The sequence below is a fragment of the Pseudomonas sp. FR229a genome (assembly GCF_030209115.1).
GTDB lineage: Bacteria > Pseudomonadota > Gammaproteobacteria > Pseudomonadales > Pseudomonadaceae > Aquipseudomonas > Aquipseudomonas moraviensis_A.
Window position 1 is genome coordinate 304,183 of the sequence record NZ_JARVSP010000021.1, and the last position, 20,539, is coordinate 324,721.

Genomic DNA, 20,539 nt, shown 5'->3' on the forward strand with positions numbered 1-20,539 from the left:
ATCCGATGGCCACCTACAGTGCGCGCAGTCGTGCGATCGAACCGTTCCATGTGATGGCGCTGCTGGCGCGGGCCAATGAATTGCAGGCTGAAGGGCACGACGTGATCCATCTGGAAATCGGCGAGCCGGACTTCACCACCGCCGAGCCGATCATTCGCGCCGGCCAAGCCGCGTTGACCGCGGGCAAGACCCGTTACACCGCCGCCCGTGGCATTCCCGAGCTGCGCGAGGCGATTGCCGGGTTTTACCAGTCGCGATACGGCCTGAACATCGACCCGCGGCGCATTCTGATCACGCCGGGCGGCTCTGGCGCGCTGCTGCTGGCCAGTGCCTTGTTGGTCGATCCGGGTAAACACTGGCTGCTGGCAGACCCGGGCTACCCGTGCAACCGGCATTTCCTGCGGCTGGTCGAAGGCGCAGCGCAACTGGTGCCGGTCGGGCCGGAGGTGCGTTATCAACTGACCCCGGATCTGGTCGAGCGGCACTGGGACCACGACAGCGTCGGCGCCTTGGTCGCTTCGCCGGCCAATCCGACCGGGACGCTGCTGACCCGCGATGAGCTGGCCGGGTTATCCACAGCGATCAAGGCCAGACACGGGCATCTGGTGGTGGACGAGATCTACCATGGCCTGACCTACGGCACCGATGCCGCCAGTGTGCTGGAAGTCGATGACAGCGCTTTTGTCCTCAACAGTTTCTCCAAGTATTTCGGCATGACCGGATGGCGCCTGGGCTGGCTGGTGGCGCCCGAGGCGGCGGTCGGTGAACTGGAAAAACTTGCGCAGAACCTCTACATCAGCGCGCCGAGCATGGCGCAGTACGCGGCGCTGGCGTGTTTCGAACCGGCGACGATCGCGATTCTCGAAGAGCGCCGCGGCGAATTCGCCCGCCGTCGCGACTTCCTCCTGCCAGCGCTGCGCGAGCTCGGCTTCAACATTGCCGTTGAGCCGGAGGGCGCGTTCTATCTGTACGCCGATATCAGCCGTTTCGGCGGCGATGCCTTCGCGTTCTGCCGGCATTTCCTCGAAACCGAGCATGTGGCCTTCACGCCCGGGCTGGATTTCGGTCGTTATCAGGCCGGCCATCACGTGCGCTTCGCTTACACACAAAACCTCACACGCTTGCAGGAAGCCGTGGAGCGCATCGCGCGCGGTTTGAAGAGCTGGCAAGGCTGATGCGCTTTTATCCTGCTCTGGAAGAAGCGCGGCTGATTCGTCGCTACAAGCGTTTTCTCGCCGATATCGAGACCGTTAACGGCGAGTTGCTGACCATTCACTGCCCGAATACCGGTTCGATGCTCAACTGCCAGGTGGAGGGCGGGCAGGTCTGGTTCAGTCGCTCCAACGACCCCAAACGCAAATTGCCCGGGACCTGGGAAATCGGTGAGACCCCGCAGGGCCGGCTGTTTTGCGTGAACACCGGGCGCGCCAACGGTTTGGTCGAAGAGGCCTTGCAGGCTGGCGTGATCAGCGAATTGAATGGCTTTACCGCGTTGAAGCGTGAAGTCGCCTATGGGCAGGAAAAAAGCCGCATCGACTTCCGCCTCGAATACCCCAGCGGCCCGGCGTACGTCGAAGTGAAAAGCGTCACGTTGGGCTTCGACGGTACGGCTGTGGCGGCGTTTCCCGATGCGGTGACCCAGCGCGGCGCCAAGCATCTGCGTGAGCTGGCGCATCTGACGCGCGACGGCATTCGGGCGGTGCAATTGTACTGTGTAAACCTCACCGGCATCGATGCCGTGCGCCCGGCCGAGGAGATCGATTGGGCTTACGCCGAGGCGCTGCGTGAGGCGGTCGCCTGCGGTGTCGAGGTGCTGGCCTACGGCGTGCGCCTCGACCATGAAGGGATGGTCATCGACCGTCGACTCGACGTCTTGCTCAACGGTTAAACATCGACCCACACGCCCTGTGTATCTTCCCGGCATTCAATCGCCGTCAGTGATTGCCCGGCGCACGGGCCGGCAACGCATTCGCCGTCCTCGATCAGAAACAGTGCGCCGTGGGTGGCGCACTGGATCAGGCTGTTGCTGGGGTCGAGAAACCGGTCGGGCTGCCATTCCAGGCCGACGCCCCGGTGCGGGCAGCGATTGAGATAGACGTAGGCCTGTCCACCGCGACGCACGGCGAACAGCTTTTTGCCGTCGATTTCGAAACCGCGACTGCCGGCTTCGGCCAGATCACTGCCGGCGCAGAGAAACTTCATGGCTATCCTCTAGTGTCCGCTCGTGTCTGGATATGTCCGAGCTTGACGTTCAAATGCAAACAATTATCAAATGGCGGCCTTCTCCCAAAGGGAGTCTGGCTGTTGTCGAGGATACTTGGCTCGCTGCGCCGATGCCCGGGAAACCTTGTTCAAGGAAGCTGTATATGCGCCTGAAAACCCGCGTTGCCATGCTGTGCGTCGGCCTTTTTCTCAGCCATCAGACGATCGCGGCGGATTTACCGCAACGCTGGGTCAGTGCCGGCGGGGCACTGTCGGAATGGGTCAGTGCGTTGGGCGGCGAGTCGAAGCTGGTGGGAGTCGATACCACCAGTCAGCATCCGCAATCGTTGCAAACGCTGCCGAGCATTGGCTATCAGCGCAGCCTGTCGGCGGAAGGCATCTTGAGCCTGCGCCCGGACATTCTCATCGGCACTGAAGAGATGGGGCCGCCACCGGTTCTGGCGCAAGTCAAAGCGGCCAAGGTGAAAGTCGAGTTGTTCTCGGCGCAGCCGGATCTGCCGACGCTGGAAAAGAATGTCACTCATCTCGGCCAGTTGCTCGGCGCGCAAGCGAAGGCGGCGCGGTTGCTGCAGACTTATCAACAGCAACTCCAGGCGCAGGCTGCCCGCGTTGCCCAAGTGCAGACCACACAGAAAGCCCCAGGCGTCCTGCTATTGCTCGGGCACGCCGGTGGCAAGCCGTTGATCGCTGGCAAAGACACCGCCGCCGATTGGCTGCTGCAACAGGCTGGCGGACACAACCTTGCAACGCATACCGGCTACAAACCGTTTTCCGTGGAATCCCTCGCCAGCCTCGATCCGCAAGTGCTGGTGTTCGCCGACCGTGCGCTGACCGGCGAAGCGGCTAAAGCTGCGTTGTTCAAGGAAAACCCGATTCTCAATTCCAGCCGTGCGGCCAAGGCCGGACGCGTGATGGAGCTGGACCCGACGCTGCTGGTGGGTGGGCTTGGGCCGCGTCTGCCGGCCGCTTTGCAAACCCTGACTGACGGTTTCTACCCGGCCAAGGACGGCCAATGACCACACTGGTCAAACCCCGTGGCTTGTTTATCGGCCTGACATTGCTGTGTCTGCTGGCGATCTGGCTGTCGCTTGCGCTGGGGCCGGTGAGCCTGCCGCTGGTGGATACCTTGCGCGCTGCACTGCGTCTTATTGGTTTGCCGTTGGCGCCGGAAGGGCTGGAGCAGGCCGAGCTGATTCTCGGCCAGATTCGCCTGCCGCGAACCTTGCTCGGGTTGGCGGTCGGCGGCGTGCTGGCGCTGTCCGGGGTAGCGATGCAGGGTTTGTTTCGTAACCCGCTGGCCGATCCGGGGTTGGTCGGGGTGTCCAGTGGCGCGGCACTCGGCGCGGCGATTGCGATTGTCGGCGGCTCGTTCTTCGGCGGCTTGCCGGAGTGGTTCGGCCCTTACCTGTTATCGGTGTGCGCGTTTCTCGGCGGGCTCGGGGTCACGGCGCTGGTCTATCGGCTGGGCCGGCGCAACGGTCAGACTCACGTTGCAACAATGTTACTGGCGGGTATCGCGCTTACGGCGCTGGCCGGTTCGGCGGTGGGACTGTTCACTTATCTGGCCGATGACGCCACGCTGCGCACCCTGACATTCTGGAACCTGGGCAGCCTCAACGGCGCCAGCTATGCGCGGCTATGGCCTTTGCTGATCATTACCATCGGCGTGGCGCTATGGCTGCCGCGTCGGGCCAAGGCATTGAATGCCTTGTTGCTGGGTGAGTCCGAGGCCGGGCATCTGGGCATCGATGTCGAACGGCTCAAGCGCGAACTGGTGTTCTGCACCGCGCTGGGTGTCGGCGCGGCGGTGGCGGCGGCAGGCATGATCGGCTTCGTCGGGCTGGTCGTGCCGCATCTGGTGCGCCTGCTGGCCGGTCCCGATCATAAGGTGCTGCTGCCAGCCTCGGTCCTGGCGGGTGCGAGCCTGTTGTTGCTTGCCGATCTGGTGGCGCGCCTGGCGCTGGCGCCGGCGGAGTTGCCGATCGGCATTGTTACCGCGTTTATCGGCGCGCCGTTCTTCCTTTACCTGCTGCTGCGAGGGCGTGCCTGATGTTGTCTGCGCACAATCTGCATGTTCGCCGTGGCCGCAAGGCTGTGCTCAGCGGCGTTACGCTGCAACTCGAACCCGGTGAAGTGCTTGGCGTGCTGGGGCCGAACGGCGCCGGCAAAAGCACATTACTCGGCGCCCTGTGCGGAGAATTGCTCGCCAGTGACGGCAACGTTTCGCTCGACGAGCAGGCGTTGAGTCACTGGAGCGGCACGCAGCGGGCACAACGACTGGCGGTGCTGCCGCAGGTTTCGACACTGGACTTTGCCTTCGCCGTTGAAGAGGTCGTCGGCATGGGCCGTTTGCCCTACCTGACCGGGCGCAGGCGTGATGACGAAATTGTCGCGGCGGCGCTGGCCGCTGCCGATGCCGGGCACCTGAGCGGGCGCAGTTATCTGGCATTGTCCGGTGGCGAGCGTCAACGTGTGCATCTGGCGCGGGTGCTGGCGCAACTCTGGCCAGGGCAGGTCGGGCAAAGCTTGTTGCTCGACGAACCGACCTCGATGCTCGATCCGCTGCATCAGCACACCACCCTGCAAGCGGTACGCGAGTTTGCCAAGCGTGGCGCGGCGGTGCTGGTGATCCTGCATGATCTGAATCTGGCGGCGCGCTATTGTGACCGGGTGTTGTTGCTGGAAGAGGGGCGTCCGGTCGCGCTGGACACTCCGCAGCGGGTGCTGCGCCCGGATACGCTAAAAGCGGTGTTCGGCCTGGAGGTTTTGGTGCAACCGCACCCGGAGCGTGGGCATCCGCTGATCATCGCCCGCTGATCAATCATCGAGGTGTCGCATGCGTGGATTGTGGTTGTGGGCGCTGGTGTTGCTGGCAGGCTGTCAGCACGTGGTGGCTCCGCCGGTGAGCGGTGAAATCCGCGATCTGCGCAGCGGCGAGATGCTCACCGCGCAGCAACTGCTGACCCGCCTCGCTGAACCTGAGCGCTTGATCATGGGTGAGCAGCACGACAATGCCGATCACCATGCCGCACAGTTGTGGCTGTTGCAGTCGCTCGGCGGGGAACGTGCGCAAGGCAGCCTGCTGCTGGAAATGCTCACGCCGAATCAACAAGCGAAAGTCGATGCGCTGCGCCAGTCGAAATCTGTTCCGGCAGATCTTCCTGCTGCGTTGGCCTGGCAGGATGGCTGGGACTGGAATCTTTACGGGCCTATCGTGCGCTTCGCCCTGACGCAGCCCTATCCGCTGCTGGCGGCTAATCTCGACGACAGCGACATCCGTGCGTTTTATCGAAATCCACCTGCTCTCGACGGCCGACGCAGTAATGCGCCGGCGGTGAAAAACACCCTGCTTGGACAAGTCAGTGAATCTCACTGCGGCTTGTTGCCCGAATCACAGATGCCGGCGATGTTGGCGATTCAGCAACAGCGTGATCGACGTATGGCCGAGGGAATGCTGACGGCACCGACCCCTTCGATCCTGCTGGCCGGCGCCTGGCATGCGCGCAAGGATGTTGGCGTGCCGCTGCATTTGCTGGATCTCGGCGCTGGCAAGCCACCGATCGTATTGATGCTCGCCGAGCAGGGCGATGCGGTCACGGCAGCGATGGCCGACTATGTCTGGTACACGCCGGCGACGCCGAAGCCCGATTACTGCGAGCAGATGCGCCAGCAATTCGGCAAATGACTTTTCTGCGGGCAAAAAAAGACCCGGTAAAAACCGGGTCAAATAACCGTGATTAGCCTGATGAGGAGATAATCTGAGAGTCCGAACCAAGGGCTTTTCAGAATATCGACTGATCTCGCGATCAGTTGTGATAATCATAGCGATTCTCATTACCGCGTCAACCGCTGTTTTTGCAAATCTGTAATTAAGTTTTTCGAGCGGCCGTGAGGCTCCATAAACAAAGGGCTTCGCGCTAGGTGCGATGCGTCGTCAATTGAGTGATCTGTCGATTCATTGGCCGATCCGTCGAGCCATCCCTTCGATCAGGCTGTGAGCGATCTTTGGATTGCTGCGGGTCATGCTCAAAAATTGATCACCGGGAATCAGCATCACTGTGCTTGGTTCGCGCGTCACCACCGTGGCATTGCGCGGCTCGCCAGTGAACAACGCCATGGCGCCGAAAATCTCGTCCTTGGGCACCTCGCCGACCTTGTGTCCGTCGACGAAAGCCTCGGCGTGCCCGTCGATGATCACGAAGACATGATCCGCTGCATCGCCCTGGTGAATCAGCACGGCGCCGGCTTCAAAGCGTTTGAAGCCGTTGGTGCTGCGAAACTCGCGCGGTTTCAGCTCCGCCACCGCGTGGGCGAGCAGCGCCATTTGCCCGAGCAGATAGCTCAGCAGTTGCTCCGCTCGATCAGGGTCGGCATACAAATGCTGCAGCACTTCAGCGCGCCGATAAGGCAGCAGCCGCACAGTCCCCTCGCTGCGCAAGCGGCAGTCGCTCCATTGCTCGCCACGTTGCAGACCGAGCAGATCACCTTCCTGCCAGTAGAACAGCGCACGGCCGGCGATGCAGCCATGTACCACGCCCTCGCTCAGCAGAAACAACTGATCGCCAGCCACCTGTGCAAGCAGGTCATGTGTTGCCTGCAGCTCAATAACCGGCGCGCATGGCGACAGCTCCTGCAGCCATTGCCCGGGAAGATTCTGTAAACGATTGATCAGTGCGTCGGCGGGCGCCGATGGTTCCCCCAGCAAATACATGGCGTCAGCGCCTGCTCAGTTTTTGTGGCGCGCAGAAATGGCTTCGAGCTGCTTGTTCAAGGCGTCCTTGCGCTCGGCGGGAATGTCGTTCCAGTGCACGTCCATCAACGCGCCCTCGATCGCATACAACAACACCTTCGACGCGCGAAACCCGCGGGTGCGTACGGCGCGATAGGCATCCACCGCACCGAGGCGACGCAAATCCGAGGCGCTGTGGATGCCCACGGCATGCAGCCATTGCGCCGATGTCTTGCCAAGATTTTTCAGGTGTTGCAGTTCATCATTCATCAAGCCTCCTTGCGACGGCCGAATGGTGCGTGGGCAAGCTTCTCAGGAGTGTAGCCATCAGTAGGAAAAGCGTGGTTGTTTGGTCGGATTCGACGCAAAAGCTTCTAAGAAAGGCGGGTGAAAGACCTGCGAATGCAGGAGGAGGGGAGTAATGCATACAACTGTAGGAGTGAGCCTGCTCGCGATGGCGGTGTAGCAGCCGACATCCATTTTGAATATCAGTCAGCTATCGCGAGCAGGCCCACTCCTACATGGAGAGGATGTTGTGTCAGGGGCTGCCGATGAATATCAGCGAGTGCGATACCGCAACCGCGTGCCGAAATTCATCGACATCAGGATCTCGTCAGCACTCAGCTCCGGCGGAAAATACGCCCCGGAAATCTGCGCATGGGCCAGGCTGGCGCCTTCGAGCGAAGCCTTGCGAAAGTCGATGCCGCGCAGATCGGCGGAGCGGAAGTACGCATCGCGGAAATCCACGTTATCGGCGTTCAGTTCACGCAGGTCCAGACCACGGAAGTCGCCGCCGACCATGTCGATCAGGCCATCCTGTGGACGTTCGTTGTTGAAGCCTGCGACATCATCTTTGTGCAGCAGGGCGTAAAGCGGAGTGTCGAGCAGTTTCGGCTGGCTCATGTCAGATCACCTGTTGGTTTTATGACGCCAGTATAGTGCCACTATTTGACGGCCGTGAAGCGAGCGAGGGCTTCACGGCCGAAATAGTTTTTTACAGACCTGGCAGGCGCTGACGGATCTGCGCGACCACGGTGTCCAGCGTCCCGGATTCATTGGTCTGCACGCGTTTGCTGCGCAGGATTTCTTCCGGCGTCAGCGCTTCGCGGTTGGCCTGCTGCGCCTTGATGACTGCGAGGGTGGCGTCGGACGGATCCTTTTTATCGGCCTGACGCACCGCCAGCCAGCTTTCGATCACGGCTTGCGGGGCGTTGCAGTCGAGGATCAGGAATGGCGTACCGGTGGCTTCGGCGATCTTCGCTGCGTTGTCGCGCTGCTCACGTTTGAGATAGGTCGCGTCAATCACTACCGGGAAACCGGCGTGCAAGATGACCTCGGCGATCTCATGCAGGCGCGCGTAAGTCGCGGCGCTGGCGTCGGCGCTGTAAATGCCTGCCTGCACATCGTTGGCAACGGTCTGCTCACCGAACAGGCGCTTGCGCTCGACATCCGAACGCAGGCGAATCGCGCCCAGCGCTTCCACCAGGCGCATGGCCACGTGGCTTTTACCGACGGCGGAAACACCGTGGGTGATGGCCATGAAGCGCGAAGGAATGGTGCTGTAGCTTTCGGCCAGGTTGGCGTAGTTGCGGTACTGGCGCAGGGTGGTGGCGCGCTGCACGGCAGTCGCATCCGCGGGCATGCTGAACAGCGCCACTTTGGCGCGCACTAGAGCGCGGTAGGCTTTATAGAAGTTCAGCACTTCCGGGCCCTGATAGTCACCGGTCAGTTCCAGGTATTGGCTGATCAGGCGACGCGCCAGCGATTTCAAGCCGCGGTCTTCCAGGTCCATCGCGAGGAAGCCGGTATCGGCCCAGACGTCAGTGAAACGGAATGGCTCGTTGAATTCGATGCAGTCGAAGATCACCACACTGCCGTCGATGACTGTGGCGTTGCCCAAGTGAATATCACCGTGGCATTCGCGGGTGAAACCTTGCGCCTTACGCTGGGCGAACAACGGCTTGAGGCGTTCGAAGCTGCTTTCGGCCCAGGCTTTCAGTGCTTCAAGTTGCAGCAGGTCGTTCTTGTCGCTGAGGAATGGCAGGATCTGCTCGAAGTTTTGCGCGACCGGCGCCATCACGCTGTCCGGTGTGCCGGCGTCGTGTTCGGCCGGGACTTTCGGGGCATTGAGATGGAAATGGGCAATCTGCTCAGCCAGGGCATCGATGTGCTGAGTGGTCAGTTCGCCATTGGCTTGCAGCGTGCTGAGCAACCCGCTCTGCGGGAACTGGCGCATTTTCAGCACATATTCGATGGCCGGGCCGTCGCCACCGAGTTGCGGGGCTTCGATGCTGCCGGTGACTGGCAACACGTCCAGATACAAATCAGCGGTCAGACGCTGGTTGAGGCGCAGCTCTTCCGCGCAGAAATGTGCGCGTGCGTCGAGACTGGTGAAGTCGAGAAAACCGAAATTCACCGGTTTCTTCACTTTATAGGCAAAGGGGCCGGTGAGAATCACCCACGAGATGTGGGTTTCGATGACCTGAAATCCTTCGACGGGATGCGGGTAGAGGGCCGGGTTTTGCAGGGCAGCGATCAGGGACTGGCTCACGGGCGATCCTTCAGAGGCGGGGGAATTCGAGGCGGCCATTATGGCTGCTTGCCCGCCTGACGCAAACCTCCGCGCGTGCCTGTTGAGGATCGATAAAGTGCGTATAATCCGCCGCCATGACTCGATCCCGATCCCCCCGTACCAAGAAAAAACCACCAGCCAAGGGCCTCAGCCCATGGTTGAGCTGGGCCATTAAACTCAGTCTGGTCGGCCTTGTGGTGCTGGCCGGCTTCGCCGTTTACCTCGATGCCGTGGTGCAGGAGAAATTCTCCGGCAAGCGCTGGACCATCCCGGCCAAGGTGTATGCGCGCCCGCTCGAGCTGTTCGTCGGACAGAAGCTCAGCAAGGACGATTTCCTCACCGAACTCGATGCCCTGGGCTATCGCCGCGAAGCCGTGAGCAATGGTCCCGGTGCCGCCGCCGTCAGCGGCAATACGGTCGACCTGAACACCCGTGGCTTCCAGTTTTATGAGGGGCTGGAAAAACCGCAGCCGGTGCGCGTGCGTTTCTCCGGCGATTACGTCGCCGAGCTGTCCGCGACCAACGGTTCGAAGCTGTCGGTGGTGCGCCTCGAACCGCTGATGATCGGCGGCATTTACCCGAAAAATCTTGAAGACCGCATCCTGATCAAGCTCGATCAGGTGCCGCCGTACCTGCTGGAAACCCTGATCGCCGTCGAAGACCGCGATTTCTATAGCCATTGGGGCGTGTCGCCGAAATCGATCGCGCGCGCGGTGTGGATCAACACCTCCGGCGGCAAGATGACCCAGGGCGGCAGTACGCTGACGCAGCAGTTGGTGAAGAACTTCTACCTGACCAGCGAACGCAGCCTGACCCGCAAGCTCACCGAAGCGATGATGGCGTTGCTGCTCGAACTGCATTACAACAAGCAGGAAATCCTTGAGGCCTACCTCAACGAAGTTTTTGTCGGCCAGGACGGTCAGCGGGCGGTGCACGGTTTCGGTCTGGCCAGCCAGTTCTTCTTCGGCCAGCCATTGTCCGAGCTGAAACTGCATCAGGTGGCCTTGCTGGTAGGCATGGTCAAGGGGCCGTCCTACTACAACCCGCGGCGTAACCCGGAGCGTGCGCTGGAGCGGCGTAATCTGGTCCTCGATGTGCTGGCGCAGCAAGGCGTGGCAACTGCCGAACAGGTCGAAGCAGCGAAGAAAATGCCACTGGGTGTAACCACCCGCGGCAAGCTCGCCGACAGCTCGTTCCCGGGTTTTATCGACTTGGTCAAACGTCAGTTGCGCGAAGACTATCGCGACGAAGACTTGACCGAAGAAGGCCTGCGCATCTTCACCAGTTTCGATCCGATCCTGCAGATGAAAGCCGAAGCCTCGGTTAACGACACGTTCAAGCGTCTGGCCGGGCGCAAGGGCTCCGATGATGTGGAAGCGGCGATGGTCGTGACCAACCCGGAAACCGGCGAAGTCCAGGCAATGATCGGCAGCCGTCAGGCCAGTTACGCCGGTTTCAACCGCGCACTCGATGCGGTACGTCCGATCGGCTCGCTGATCAAACCGGCGGTGTACCTCACCGCGCTGGAGAAACCGAGCCAGTACACGCTGACCAGTTGGCTGTCGGACGATCCGTTGTCGGTCAAAGGCGCCAACGGTCAGGTGTGGAAGCCGCAAAACTACGATCGCCGCTCCCACGGCACGGTGTTCCTCTATCAGGGTCTGGCGCATTCCTACAACCTCTCGACCTCGCGTCTGGGCCTGGAAGTCGGCGTGCCGAACGTGCTCAAGACCCTCGGTCGTCTGGGCGTCACCCGTGAATTCCCGGCGTTCCCGTCGATGCTGCTCGGTGCCGGCGGCATGACGCCGATCGAAGTGGCGACCATGTATCAGACGCTGGCCAACGGTGGTTTCAACACGCCGATGCGCGGTATTCGCAGCGTGCTGACCGCCGAGGGCGAGCCGCTCAAGCGTTATCCGTTCCAGATCGAACAGCGTTTCGATCCGGCTTCCATCTACCTGATCCAGAACGCCATGCAGCGGGTGATGCGTGAAGGTACCGGCAGTTCGGTTTATAACGTGCTGCCCAAGACCCTGACGCTGGCGGGCAAGACCGGTACCAGTAACGATTCGCGCGACAGCTGGTTTGCCGGTTTCAGTCAGGATCTGCTGGCGGTGGTCTGGCTCGGTCGCGATGACAACGGCAAGACGCCGTTCACCGGTGCCACCGGTGCGCTGCAGGTCTGGACCAGTTTCATGCGCAAGGCCGATCCGCTGCCGCTGGACATGCCGCAGCCGGACAATGTCGTACAGGCCTGGGTCGATTCGCGCACCGGCCAGGGTTCCGATGCCAACTGCCCCGGTGCGGTGCAGATGCCGTATATTCGCGGCAGCGAGCCGCCACCCGGCGCCGCGTGTGCAAGCGAAACACCTGCCTCGCCGGAGTCGGTGATGGACTGGGTCAAGGGCTGGATGAATTAAGCAAAGAGGGTTTCAAGTGAACAAGTGGTTGATTCCAGCGGTGACCGCCGTGGCTTTGCTCAGCGGCTGCTCCACCGTACAGCGTGGTTCGATTCCCGTGGTGGATTCGGGCACAGCCGTGTCCAACAGTGAACGCATCGGCGCCAATGGCGGTTTCCGCCAGACCACGGTCAAGCGCCCGGCGCAGGGCCAGACTCAGGCGATTCCGCAGGGCGATACCGGCGTGGTGGTGATGGTGCCGGGCGGCGGTGCTGCGGTGTCGACACCGATCAGCTCTTCGCCGATCGTCCCGGGCCCGGCCTCGGGCGGTATCACATCGGGGCCGTATAACCCGTCGGCGGTTGAGTCGGCACCGATCAATTCCGGCGGCTACAGCATGCCTTCCTCGCCAAGTGGCATTCCTTCGGCCAGCAGTGGCGGCGGCCTGTCGGCGGATGAGCAACTGGACGGCCCGGTGCTTGCCTTGCTGACTACCGCGCAACAACAGCAGGCCGGCGGCGACCTTAACGGTGCCTCTTCCAGCCTGGAGCGGGCGCAACGTGTCGCCCCGCGAGAGCCGCAAGTACTGTACCGTTTGGCGCAGGTGCGCATGGCCCAGGGCGATGCGCCGCAAGCCGAGCAGTTCGCCCGTCGCGCGCTGACCATGGCCAATGGTCGTCCGGATCTGCAGGCCAGCCTGTGGGAAATCATCGCTCAGTCTCGTGAGAAACAAGGCGATGCCGCCGGCGCTGCTCAGGCCCGTCAGAAGGCCAAGGTTTCCCTGTGATGGACGCGCGCTTCCCGAAAATCGCCGATCATCTGTTGCTGATCGAGCGAGAACTGCGCGCTTTGGGCTGGTGGGATGAGGTCGAGCCGTCGGTCGAAGCCCTGAGCAGTGTCGAGCCTTTTTCGGTCGACACACTGGACTTCGAGCAGTGGCTGCAATGGATCTTCCTGCCGCGCATGAAGATGATCCTCGAACAGGACCTGTCGCTGCCGAACGCCTCGGGCATTCAGGAAATGGCGGAAATGGTCTTCGCCCAGCGCAACCTTGGCGGCAAGGATCGTCAGTTGCAGGTGCTGCTCAAAGAGTTCGACCTGCTGATCACCGCTTCGCGCTGAGTACGGTTGTGTAGGAGCTGCCGAAGGCTGCGATCTTTTGATTTTGCTGTTGAAGTGCAAGATCAAAAGATCGCAGCCTCGTTCCACTCGTCAGCTCCTACACAGCTCCTACACAGCTCTGACACAGATCCGGCAGAGTGCCTACGAACAGTTCTCGGCAATCTGCTTCTGCGCTTCGACGATGCGCTCCTGACGCTGCGCGTCGTCGAGCCGCCGCACATCCCCCTCGACTTCCTCACGCAAGCGCGGATTGTTCTGCAATTGCGCGAGATTCGTGCGTGCCTGCTCGCAGAACGCCTTGAGTTGCGCCTGCTGCTCGGCGACCTGTTTCTTCACCTTGGTATCGATCGCCTTCTGATCGCCGAGCACGCCACCCCCCGGCATCGGCGCAGCTTTCGGCGTGGGCGAGGAGGGCGTCTGTACGGTCGTCGACGGTTGGCCCTGCGGCGGCTGTGCATCGAAATGCGTGACACCCTGGGCATCGACCCATTTGTAGATTTGAGCGGCCGAGCACCATGGGCTGAGGCCGATCAGCAGAGTGAGGAGGAGCGTTCGCATGCTGATTCCTTGGTAAAAATGCGCAATTGACGCTAACAGAGTAGCGCTTTTCAGGTTTTTTCTTGCGTTCTCATGTGCTTACCCACAATTAACCCAACAGACGACTTGACTTGCAGAGGGCGAAACAGAAGAATCCAAAGTCCGCTGTAGAGGGACTGCCAGAAGCAGACCCACTCGGTAGATCATGAGGCGCACATCCGCGCCGACCTGTTACACCCGCAACGCGTTACCTCGCGCTGGGTGGGAAAGGCCCGCAACACTTGGGACGATCCCAATACTTGCTCAGTCAGTGCTGACGTAGTCGGCGACCACCGTCGCTCATGCTCTGCCGAGAAGTAAACCTATTAAGACCCGCCCCTTTTTGTGGACGGTATTCTGGCGTTTTAGAGGTGAACAACGTGGAGCTTTTATCTGGCGGTGAGATGCTCGTCCGCTTTTTGCGTGACGAAGGCGTCAAATATATCTACGGGTACCCGGGTGGTGCTCTCCTGCATGTTTACGATGCCCTGTTCAAAGAACCGGAAGTGACCCACATCCTGGTTCGTCACGAACAAGCGGCGACCCATATGGCTGACGGCTACGCCCGTGCCACCGGGAAAGCCGGCGTGGTATTGGTGACATCCGGTCCAGGCGCCACAAACGCCATCACCGGTATCGCCACCGCCTATATGGACTCGATTCCGATGGTGATCATTTCCGGTCAGGTGCCAAGCACCATGGTCGGCACCGACGCGTTCCAGGAAACCGACATGATCGGCATCTCCCGGCCGATCGTGAAGCACAGCTTCATGATCAAGCACGCCTCGGAAATCCCGGAAGTCATGAAGAAGGCGTTCTACCTGGCGCAATCCGGTCGTCCGGGTCCGGTCGTGGTCGACATCCCGAAAGACATGACCAACCCGGCCGAGAAGTTCGAATACGTTTTCCCGAAAAAAGCCAAGCTGCGTTCCTACAGCCCAGCCGTTCGCGGTCACTCCGGGCAGATACGCAAAGCAGCGGAAATGTTGTTGGCAGCCAAGCGCCCAGTGCTGTATTCCGGCGGCGGCGTCATCCTCGGCAACGGCTCCGCGCAGCTGACCGAGCTGGCAAAAATGCTCAACCTGCCGGTAACCAATACCTTGATGGGCCTGGGCGCTTTCCCTGGCACTGACCGTCAGTTCATCGGCATGCTCGGCATGCACGGCAGCTACACCGCGAACCTGGCGATGCACCATGCCGACGTGATCCTCGCGGTCGGCGCACGCTTCGACGATCGGGTGATCAACGGCCCGGCCAAGTTTTGCCCGAACGCCAAGATCATCCACATCGACATCGACCCAGCGTCGATCTCCAAGACCATCAAGGCCGACGTGCCGATCGTTGGTCCGGTCGAGAGCGTCCTGACCGAAATGGTCGCGATCCTCAAGGAAATCGGCGAGACCCCGAACAAGGAGTCCGTGGCCAGTTGGTGGAAGCAGGTCGATGAATGGCGCGGCGATCGCGGCCTGTTCCCTTATGAAAAGGGCGACGGCAGCCAGATCAAGCCGCAGACCGTGATCGAAACCCTCTGCGAAGTGACCAAGGGCGATGCCTTTGTGACCTCCGACGTGGGTCAGCACCAGATGTTCGCTGCGCAGTACTACACGTTCAACAAGCCTAACCGCTGGATCAACTCCGGTGGTCTGGGCACGATGGGCTTCGGGCTGCCGGCGGCGATGGGCATCAAACTGAGCTTTCCGGACGACGATGTGGCCTGCGTCACCGGCGAGGGCAGTATCCAGATGAACATCCAGGAGCTGTCGACCTGCCTGCAGTACGGCTTGCCGGTGAAAATCGTCATCCTCAACAACGGTGTGCTTGGCATGGTTCGCCAGTGGCAGGACATGAGCTACGGCAGCCGTCACTCGCACTCCTACATGGAATCGCTGCCTGACTTCATCAAGCTGGCTGAGGCCTATGGCCACGTTGGCGTACGCATCACCGAATCGAAAGATTTGAAGTCGAAGATGGCTGAAGCGTTTGCCATGAAGGATCGCCTGGTGATCATCGATGTTGCAGTCGACACCAGCGAGCACGTCTACCCGATGCAGATCAAAGACGGCTCCATGCGCGATATGTGGCTGAGCAAGACGGAGCGTACTTAATCATGCGGCACATTATTTCCCTGCTTCTGGAAAACGAACCCGGCGCTCTGTCTCGCGTAGTCGGCCTGTTCTCGCAGCGCAACTACAACATCGAAAGCCTGACCGTGGCCCCGACCGAAGACCCGACCCTGTCGCGTCTGACGCTGACCACCGTGGGCCACGATGAAGTGATCGAGCAGATCACCAAAAACCTGAACAAGCTGATCGAAGTGGTCAAGCTGGTGGACCTGTCGGAAAGCGCTCACATCGAGCGCGAACTGATGCTGGTCAAGGTCAAGGCCACTGGCGCCCAGCGCGCCGAGATCAAACGCACCACCGATATCTACCGTGGGCAGATCGTTGATGTCAGCGCCAGCGTGTATACCGTTCAGTTGACCGGTACCAGCGACAAGCTCGACAGCTTCATTCAGTCCATCGGCACCGCATCGATTCTGGAAACCGTCCGCAGCGGCGTGACCGGCATTGCTCGCGGCGACAAAGTACTCAGCATCTAAACCAAATTAGCGCATGGCCTGAATGGCCGGATATAAGGGGAAATTCATGAAAGTTTTCTACGATAAAGACTGCGACCTGTCGATCATCCAGGGCAAGAAAGTTGCCATCATCGGTTACGGCTCCCAGGGTCACGCTCAAGCGTGCAACCTGAAAGACTCCGGTGTCGACGTTACCGTCGGTCTGCGTAAAGGTTCGGCCACCGTTGCCAAAGCCGAAGCTCACGGCCTGAAAGTAACCGACGTTGCTTCCGCCGTAGCTGCTGCCGACCTGGTCATGATTCTGACCCCGGACGAATTCCAGTCCTCGCTGTACAAGAACGAAATCGAGCCAAACATCAAGAAAGGCGCCACCCTGGCCTTCTCCCACGGCTTCGCAATTCACTACAACCAGGTTGTTCCGCGTGCCGACCTCGACGTGATCATGATTGCACCGAAAGCCCCGGGCCACACCGTACGTTCCGAGTTCGTCAAAGGCGGCGGTATCCCTGACCTGATCGCGATCTACCAGGACGCCTCGGGCAACGCCAAAAACGTTGCACTGTCCTACGCCGCTGGCGTCGGTGGCGGTCGTACCGGCATCATCGAAACCACCTTCAAGGACGAGACCGAAACCGACCTGTTCGGTGAACAAGCCGTTCTGTGTGGCGGTACCGTTGAACTGGTAAAAGCCGGTTTCGAAACCCTGGTTGAAGCTGGCTACGCGCCGGAAATGGCCTACTTCGAGTGCCTGCACGAACTGAAGCTGATCGTTGACCTCATGTACGAAGGCGGTATCGCCAACATGAACTACTCGATCTCCAACAACGCCGAGTACGGCGAGTACGTAACCGGCCCGGAAGTGATCAACGCCGAATCCCGTCAGGCCATGCGCAACGCCCTGAAACGTATTCAGGACGGCGAATACGCCAAAATGTTCATCAGCGAAGGCGCAACCGGCTACCCTTCGATGACCGCCAAGCGTCGTAACAACGCCGCTCACGGTATCGAAATCATCGGCGAGCAACTGCGCTCCATGATGCCGTGGATCGGTGCCAACAAGATCGTCGACAAAGCCAAGAACTGAGTCGTCGTCCCTTGTACGAAAAACGCGGCCTCGGCCGCGTTTTTTCGTTTGGGCCGGTGCTTCTGGTATAAAGCTGCATCGTTTGTGGCCGAACTGTCGTCCTCAAGCTTCTGTCGAATTTTTTCCAAACCGTTGCAAGGTAATGTCCATGAGCGAACGTCCCGAAGAGCCGAACAAGGCTTCCGACGCCGAAAGCCTGCTGCCCATCGATGAACACATCGAAGAAGGGCACGACGCTGAAGGTCGCAAAGTCCGGCATCGTGGTATCTATCTGCTGCCGAACCTGTTCACCACTGCCAACCTGTTCGCAGGCTTCTACTCCATCATCAACTCGATGAGCGCCCAGGCCGCCCTGAGTGCCGGTGACTCGGTGAATGCGAGCAAGTACTTCGCTTTCGCTGCGATCGCGATTTTCGTCGCGATGGTGCTGGACGGCCTTGATGGCCGCGTGGCGCGCATGACCAATACGCAAAGTGCCTTCGGCGCCGAGTACGACTCGCTGTCGGACATGGTCGCATTCGGTGTCGCGCCGGCATTGCTGGCCTTCGGTTGGGCATTGGGCGACATGGGCAAGGTTGGCTGGATGGTCGCCTTCATCTATGTGGCGGGCGCAGCATTGCGTCTGGCGCGTTTCAACACTCAGGTCGGCACGGCGGATAAACGCTACTTCATCGGTCTGGCCAGCCCAGCGGCGGCAGGCGTCGTGGCGGGCATTGTCTGGGCGTTCAGCGATTACGGCATCCAGGGTTCGAAGATGTCGTTCCTGGTCGCGCTGATGGTTGCGGCCGCCGGCATGCTGATGGTCAGCAACATCAAGTACAACAGCTTCAAGGAGCTGGATCTGAAAGGTCGCGTGCCGTTCGTGGCGATCCTGGCGGTGGTGCTGGTATTCGCTGTTGTGTTCAGCGATCCGCCGCGCATTCTGCTGCTGGTGTTCCTCGCTTACGCGGCGTCCGGCCCGGTGCAGTACCTGTTGCGTCTTCGTCGTCACAAAAACGCCGAGTGATGTAATTTCGCGCATACTCCGCAGTCTATGGGTGCACCTGTCCTCCAAAGCTGCGGAGTTGTCATGTTGATCAAGATCCCCAAAGCATCCGACTGCCATGAGTCGGATGTCACGCCTGAAGCCATTTATCTTTCCCGTCGCCAATTGCTCGGTGCTACCGCTGCCGGTATTGCCGTAAGCAGCCTGCCGCGCTGGGCGAGTGCCGCTGATGCCCCTCGCTACTCTGATGTCGAATCCGGCAAGGCGCCGGCCTGGTTTGCCGAAAAGCTTCCTTCTACTCAGTGGGGGGCGGTCGACGTCAAGGACGAGGCGATCACGCCTTATAAAGACGCCACGCACTACAACAATTTCTATGAGTTCGGTACCGGCAAGGGCGATCCGGCTTCGAATGCTGGCGACCTGAAAACCGAACCCTGGAGCGTAGTGATAGACGGGGAGGTGGGTAAGCCGGGGCGCTACGCACTGGAAGACTTCATGAAACCGTATCAACTGGAGGAACGTATCTATCGACTGCGCTGCGTCGAGGCGTGGTCGATGGTCATACCCTGGATCGGCTTTCCCATTTCGGCCCTGCTCAAACAGGTCGAGCCTACCTCCAAAGCGAAGTACATCCGCTTCGAAACCCTGCAGGATCCCAAGAGCATGCCCGGCCAGCGTTCCGGTTTTGCCCTGATCGATTGGCCATATGTCGAAGGCTTGCGTCTGGACGAGGCGATGAATCCTTTGGCGATCCTCGCGGTGGGCATGTATGGCCGCGAACTGCCGAATCAGAACGGCGCCCCGTTGCGTCTGGTGGTGCCATGGAAGTACGGCTTCAAAAGCGTGAAATCCATTGTGCGCATCAGTCTGGTCAGCGAGCAGCCGAAGACCACTTGGCAAAGCATCGCAGCCGACGAGTATGGCTTCTATGCGAATGTGAACCCTACGGTCGACCATCCGCGCTGGACCCAGGCACGCGAGCGGCGTTTACCGAACAGTCTGTTCAAACCGAATGTGCGCGATACGCAGATGTTCAACGGCTACTCGGATGAAGTCGCTTCTTTATATACAGGGCTCGATCTGCGGAAGAACTACTGATGCGCTATCCGTTCTGGCGAGTGGGCGTTTTCATTGCTGCGGCCATCTGGCCGTTGCTGTGGTTCTATCAGGCGTTCGCCGATCTGCTCGGGCCTGATCCGGGTAAGGTGCTGGTCGATCGGCTTGGGCTTGGCACGCTGGTGTTGCTGTTGATCACGCTGAGCATGACACCGCTGCAAAAGCTGAGCGGCTGGGCGGGGTGGATTGCGGTTCGCCGGCAACTGGGGCTTTGGTGTTTTGCCTATGTGACGCTGCATCTTTTCAGCTACATGGCGTTTATCCTCGGATTCGACTGGTCTCAGCTGGGCGTGGAGCTGCGCAAGCGGCCGTACATTATTGTCGGTGCACTGGGCTTTCTCGGCTTGCTGATATTGGCGGTGACGTCGAATCGCTATAGTCAGCGTCGGTTGGGTGCTCGCTGGAAGAAGCTGCATCGTCTGGTTTACGTGATTCTCGGGCTCGGTTTGCTGCATATGCTGTGGATCGTGCGGGCTGATCTGGAGGAGTGGACGATTTATGCCTTTATAGGCGCGGCGCTTTTGCTGCTTCGTCTGCCGCCGGTGACCAGACGAACCCCGCGTTTATGGGGCAAAAAGCAGAATCTGCAAGAAAAGCGAAATTAACGGTTGACGGCAGATTCCAGAGGTCTATAATTCGCCCCACTTCCGGCGCAGTCGAAACGGAAAACTCCTTGAGATTCAATGAGTTACGAAGTTTTCGACAGCGGCTCGCTTCAGATCATCGAAGCCTGGAAGAAGTTGAAAGAGCAGTGATGTTTGGCTCTTTTAACGGTTCGATCTTCTCGGTCGAAAGCGGAGAAAAAGAGGTGTTGACAGCAGCGATTAACGCTGTAGAATTCGCCTCCCGCTAACGAGAGATCGGAAGCGCAAGTGGTTGAAGTTGTTGAAGAATTCTTCGAAAACTTCTGAAAATAATCACTTGACAGCAAATGAGGCTGCTGTAGAATGCGCGCCTCGGTTGAGACGAAAGATCTTAACCAACCGCTCTTTAACAACTGAATCAAGCAATTCGTGTGGGTGCTTGTGCAGTCAGACTGATAGTCAACAAGATTATCAGCATCACAAGCTACTCCGCGAGAAATCAAAGATGTAGCCAATGATTGCTGAGCCAAGTTTAGGGTTTCTTAAAAACCCAAAGATGTTTGAACTGAAG

20 protein-coding genes and 1 pseudogene are annotated in these 20,539 nt (G+C 60.0%); 15 read left to right on the top strand and 6 right to left on the bottom strand.

Annotation, left to right across the window (positions count from 1 at the left end):
• Positions 1 to 5 precede the first annotated feature (5 nt).
• Together QRN33_RS17840 and sfsA are read left to right on the top strand one after the other, a co-directional pair.
• The gene (locus tag QRN33_RS17840; protein ID WP_042610463.1) at positions 6 to 1,175 is read left to right on the top strand and encodes a pyridoxal phosphate-dependent aminotransferase; all 1,170 of its coding nucleotides are present in this window, start codon (positions 6 to 8) and stop codon (positions 1,173 to 1,175) included.
• On the top strand, positions 1,175 to 1,888 hold the full coding sequence (gene sfsA / locus QRN33_RS17845; protein ID WP_285409450.1) for a DNA/RNA nuclease SfsA: 714 nt from the start codon (positions 1,175 to 1,177) through the stop codon (positions 1,886 to 1,888). The genes QRN33_RS17840 and sfsA overlap by 1 nt, the downstream gene beginning before the upstream one ends.
• Here the strand turns inward: sfsA and QRN33_RS17850 are convergent.
• Positions 1,885 to 2,202, bottom strand: coding sequence for a Rieske (2Fe-2S) protein (locus QRN33_RS17850; protein ID WP_064364136.1), 318 nt, complete (start codon positions 2,200 to 2,202; stop codon positions 1,885 to 1,887). The genes sfsA and QRN33_RS17850 overlap by 4 nt on opposite strands.
• 164 nt (positions 2,203 to 2,366) lie before the next feature.
• Between QRN33_RS17850 and QRN33_RS17855 the strand changes: the two genes are divergently transcribed.
• From QRN33_RS17855 to QRN33_RS17870, 4 genes are read left to right on the top strand one after another with little or no spacing between them, the layout of a single operon-like run.
• Complete coding sequence (locus QRN33_RS17855) at positions 2,367 to 3,239, top strand: heme/hemin ABC transporter substrate-binding protein (RefSeq protein WP_285409451.1); 873 nt, start codon at positions 2,367 to 2,369, stop codon at positions 3,237 to 3,239.
• A gap of 50 nt (positions 3,240 to 3,289) precedes the next feature.
• Positions 3,290 to 4,273 carry a FecCD family ABC transporter permease gene (locus QRN33_RS17860; RefSeq protein WP_185054087.1) on the top strand — a complete coding sequence of 328 codons (984 nt, stop codon included), beginning with the start codon at positions 3,290 to 3,292 and terminating at the stop codon, positions 4,271 to 4,273.
• A complete protein-coding gene (locus QRN33_RS17865; RefSeq protein ID WP_285409452.1) occupies positions 4,273 to 5,040 on the top strand; it encodes a heme ABC transporter ATP-binding protein in 768 nt (255 codons plus the stop codon). The genes QRN33_RS17860 and QRN33_RS17865 overlap by 1 nt, the downstream gene beginning before the upstream one ends.
• Positions 5,041 to 5,059: 19 nt before the next feature.
• Positions 5,060 to 5,908 (top strand): ChaN family lipoprotein, encoded by an 849-nt coding sequence (locus tag QRN33_RS17870; RefSeq protein WP_064364139.1) that lies wholly within the window; start codon positions 5,060 to 5,062, stop codon positions 5,906 to 5,908.
• 232 nt (positions 5,909 to 6,140) lie between these two features.
• On the opposite strand, the pseudogene QRN33_RS17875 reads toward QRN33_RS17870, so the two are convergent.
• The 4 genes and pseudogenes from QRN33_RS17875 to QRN33_RS17890 all read right to left on the bottom strand — a co-directional run bounded on the left by QRN33_RS17875 (position 6,141) and on the right by QRN33_RS17890 (position 9,503).
• Positions 6,141 to 6,934, bottom strand: a pseudogene (locus tag QRN33_RS17875) (Crp/Fnr family transcriptional regulator).
• A 15-nt stretch (positions 6,935 to 6,949) separates the two neighbouring features.
• A complete protein-coding gene (locus QRN33_RS17880; protein ID WP_016773175.1) occupies positions 6,950 to 7,222 on the bottom strand; it encodes a TfoX/Sxy family protein in 273 nt (90 codons plus the stop codon).
• Between the two features lie 288 nt (positions 7,223 to 7,510).
• Entirely contained in the window at positions 7,511 to 7,855 is a 345-nt protein-coding gene (locus QRN33_RS17885) for a pentapeptide repeat-containing protein (RefSeq protein ID WP_064364141.1), read from the bottom strand.
• Between the two features lie 91 nt (positions 7,856 to 7,946).
• The gene (locus QRN33_RS17890) at positions 7,947 to 9,503 is read right to left on the bottom strand and encodes a bifunctional aminoglycoside phosphotransferase/ATP-binding protein (protein ID WP_285409453.1); all 1,557 of its coding nucleotides are present in this window, start codon (positions 9,501 to 9,503) and stop codon (positions 7,947 to 7,949) included.
• 116 nt (positions 9,504 to 9,619) lie between these two features.
• Here QRN33_RS17890 and mrcB point away from each other — a divergent pair, with 116 nt between their 5' ends.
• The 3 genes from mrcB to QRN33_RS17905 are packed head-to-tail and all read left to right on the top strand — an operon-like array spanning position 9,620 to position 13,045.
• Positions 9,620 to 11,944, top strand: coding sequence for a penicillin-binding protein 1B (gene mrcB / locus QRN33_RS17895; protein WP_064364143.1), 2,325 nt, complete (start codon positions 9,620 to 9,622; stop codon positions 11,942 to 11,944).
• 16 nt (positions 11,945 to 11,960) lie between these two features.
• The gene (locus QRN33_RS17900; RefSeq protein WP_285409454.1) at positions 11,961 to 12,710 is read left to right on the top strand and encodes a tetratricopeptide repeat protein; all 750 of its coding nucleotides are present in this window, start codon (positions 11,961 to 11,963) and stop codon (positions 12,708 to 12,710) included.
• Entirely contained in the window at positions 12,710 to 13,045 is a 336-nt protein-coding gene (locus QRN33_RS17905) for a YqcC family protein (protein ID WP_285409455.1), read from the top strand. The genes QRN33_RS17900 and QRN33_RS17905 overlap by 1 nt, the downstream gene beginning before the upstream one ends.
• Positions 13,046 to 13,186: 141 nt before the next feature.
• Here QRN33_RS17905 and QRN33_RS17910 read toward each other — a convergent pair whose 3' ends face one another.
• Positions 13,187 to 13,603, bottom strand: a complete 417-nt coding sequence (locus QRN33_RS17910; RefSeq protein ID WP_065615684.1) for a DUF4124 domain-containing protein — start codon at positions 13,601 to 13,603, stop codon at positions 13,187 to 13,189.
• 398 nt (positions 13,604 to 14,001) lie between these two features.
• Here QRN33_RS17910 and QRN33_RS17915 point away from each other — a divergent pair, with 398 nt between their 5' ends.
• The 6 genes from QRN33_RS17915 to msrQ all read left to right on the top strand — a co-directional run bounded on the left by QRN33_RS17915 (position 14,002) and on the right by msrQ (position 19,989).
• Positions 14,002 to 15,726 carry an acetolactate synthase 3 large subunit gene (locus tag QRN33_RS17915; protein WP_065616944.1) on the top strand — a complete coding sequence of 575 codons (1,725 nt, stop codon included), beginning with the start codon at positions 14,002 to 14,004 and terminating at the stop codon, positions 15,724 to 15,726.
• Positions 15,727 to 15,728: 2 nt separating this feature from the next.
• A complete protein-coding gene (gene ilvN / locus QRN33_RS17920) occupies positions 15,729 to 16,220 on the top strand; it encodes an acetolactate synthase small subunit (protein ID WP_003176102.1) in 492 nt (163 codons plus the stop codon).
• A 46-nt stretch (positions 16,221 to 16,266) separates the two neighbouring features.
• Entirely contained in the window at positions 16,267 to 17,283 is a 1,017-nt protein-coding gene (gene ilvC, locus QRN33_RS17925; protein ID WP_003228216.1) for a ketol-acid reductoisomerase, read from the top strand.
• A 148-nt stretch (positions 17,284 to 17,431) separates the two neighbouring features.
• Positions 17,432 to 18,289, top strand: a complete 858-nt coding sequence (pssA, locus tag QRN33_RS17930) for a CDP-diacylglycerol--serine O-phosphatidyltransferase (protein WP_016773182.1) — start codon at positions 17,432 to 17,434, stop codon at positions 18,287 to 18,289.
• Positions 18,290 to 18,352: 63 nt separating this feature from the next.
• Positions 18,353 to 19,366 carry a protein-methionine-sulfoxide reductase catalytic subunit MsrP gene (gene msrP / locus QRN33_RS17935; RefSeq protein ID WP_064364145.1) on the top strand — a complete coding sequence of 338 codons (1,014 nt, stop codon included), beginning with the start codon at positions 18,353 to 18,355 and terminating at the stop codon, positions 19,364 to 19,366.
• Positions 19,366 to 19,989, top strand: a complete 624-nt coding sequence (gene msrQ / locus QRN33_RS17940; protein ID WP_285409456.1) for a protein-methionine-sulfoxide reductase heme-binding subunit MsrQ — start codon at positions 19,366 to 19,368, stop codon at positions 19,987 to 19,989. The genes msrP and msrQ overlap by 1 nt, the downstream gene beginning before the upstream one ends.
• Positions 19,990 to 20,539 lie beyond the last annotated feature (550 nt).

What these genes read in the sequence shown, in the direction of transcription:
- QRN33_RS17870 (WP_064364139.1), top strand. Translation starts at nt 5,060, where the DNA reads ATGCGTGGATTGTGGTTGTGGGCGCTGGTGTTGCTGGCAGGCTGTCAG.
- QRN33_RS17865 (WP_285409452.1), top strand. Translation starts at nt 4,273, where the DNA reads ATGTTGTCTGCGCACAATCTGCATGTTCGCCGTGGCCGCAAGGCTGTG.
- QRN33_RS17850 (WP_064364136.1), bottom strand. Translation starts at nt 2,202, where the DNA reads ATGAAGTTTCTCTGCGCCGGCAGTGATCTGGCCGAAGCCGGCAGTCGC.
- QRN33_RS17910 (WP_065615684.1), bottom strand. Translation starts at nt 13,603, where the DNA reads ATGCGAACGCTCCTCCTCACTCTGCTGATCGGCCTCAGCCCATGGTGC.
- QRN33_RS17840 (WP_042610463.1), top strand. Translation starts at nt 6, where the DNA reads ATGGCCACCTACAGTGCGCGCAGTCGTGCGATCGAACCGTTCCATGTG.
- QRN33_RS17855 (WP_285409451.1), top strand. Translation starts at nt 2,367, where the DNA reads ATGCGCCTGAAAACCCGCGTTGCCATGCTGTGCGTCGGCCTTTTTCTC.
- sfsA (WP_285409450.1), top strand. Translation starts at nt 1,175, where the DNA reads ATGCGCTTTTATCCTGCTCTGGAAGAAGCGCGGCTGATTCGTCGCTAC.
- QRN33_RS17885 (WP_064364141.1), bottom strand. Translation starts at nt 7,855, where the DNA reads ATGAGCCAGCCGAAACTGCTCGACACTCCGCTTTACGCCCTGCTGCAC.
- pssA (WP_016773182.1), top strand. Translation starts at nt 17,432, where the DNA reads ATGAGCGAACGTCCCGAAGAGCCGAACAAGGCTTCCGACGCCGAAAGC.
- ilvN (WP_003176102.1), top strand. Translation starts at nt 15,729, where the DNA reads ATGCGGCACATTATTTCCCTGCTTCTGGAAAACGAACCCGGCGCTCTG.
- QRN33_RS17880 (WP_016773175.1), bottom strand. Translation starts at nt 7,222, where the DNA reads ATGAATGATGAACTGCAACACCTGAAAAATCTTGGCAAGACATCGGCG.
- msrP (WP_064364145.1), top strand. Translation starts at nt 18,353, where the DNA reads ATGTTGATCAAGATCCCCAAAGCATCCGACTGCCATGAGTCGGATGTC.
- mrcB (WP_064364143.1), top strand. Translation starts at nt 9,620, where the DNA reads ATGACTCGATCCCGATCCCCCCGTACCAAGAAAAAACCACCAGCCAAG.
- msrQ (WP_285409456.1), top strand. Translation starts at nt 19,366, where the DNA reads ATGCGCTATCCGTTCTGGCGAGTGGGCGTTTTCATTGCTGCGGCCATC.
- QRN33_RS17905 (WP_285409455.1), top strand. Translation starts at nt 12,710, where the DNA reads ATGGACGCGCGCTTCCCGAAAATCGCCGATCATCTGTTGCTGATCGAG.
- ilvC (WP_003228216.1), top strand. Translation starts at nt 16,267, where the DNA reads ATGAAAGTTTTCTACGATAAAGACTGCGACCTGTCGATCATCCAGGGC.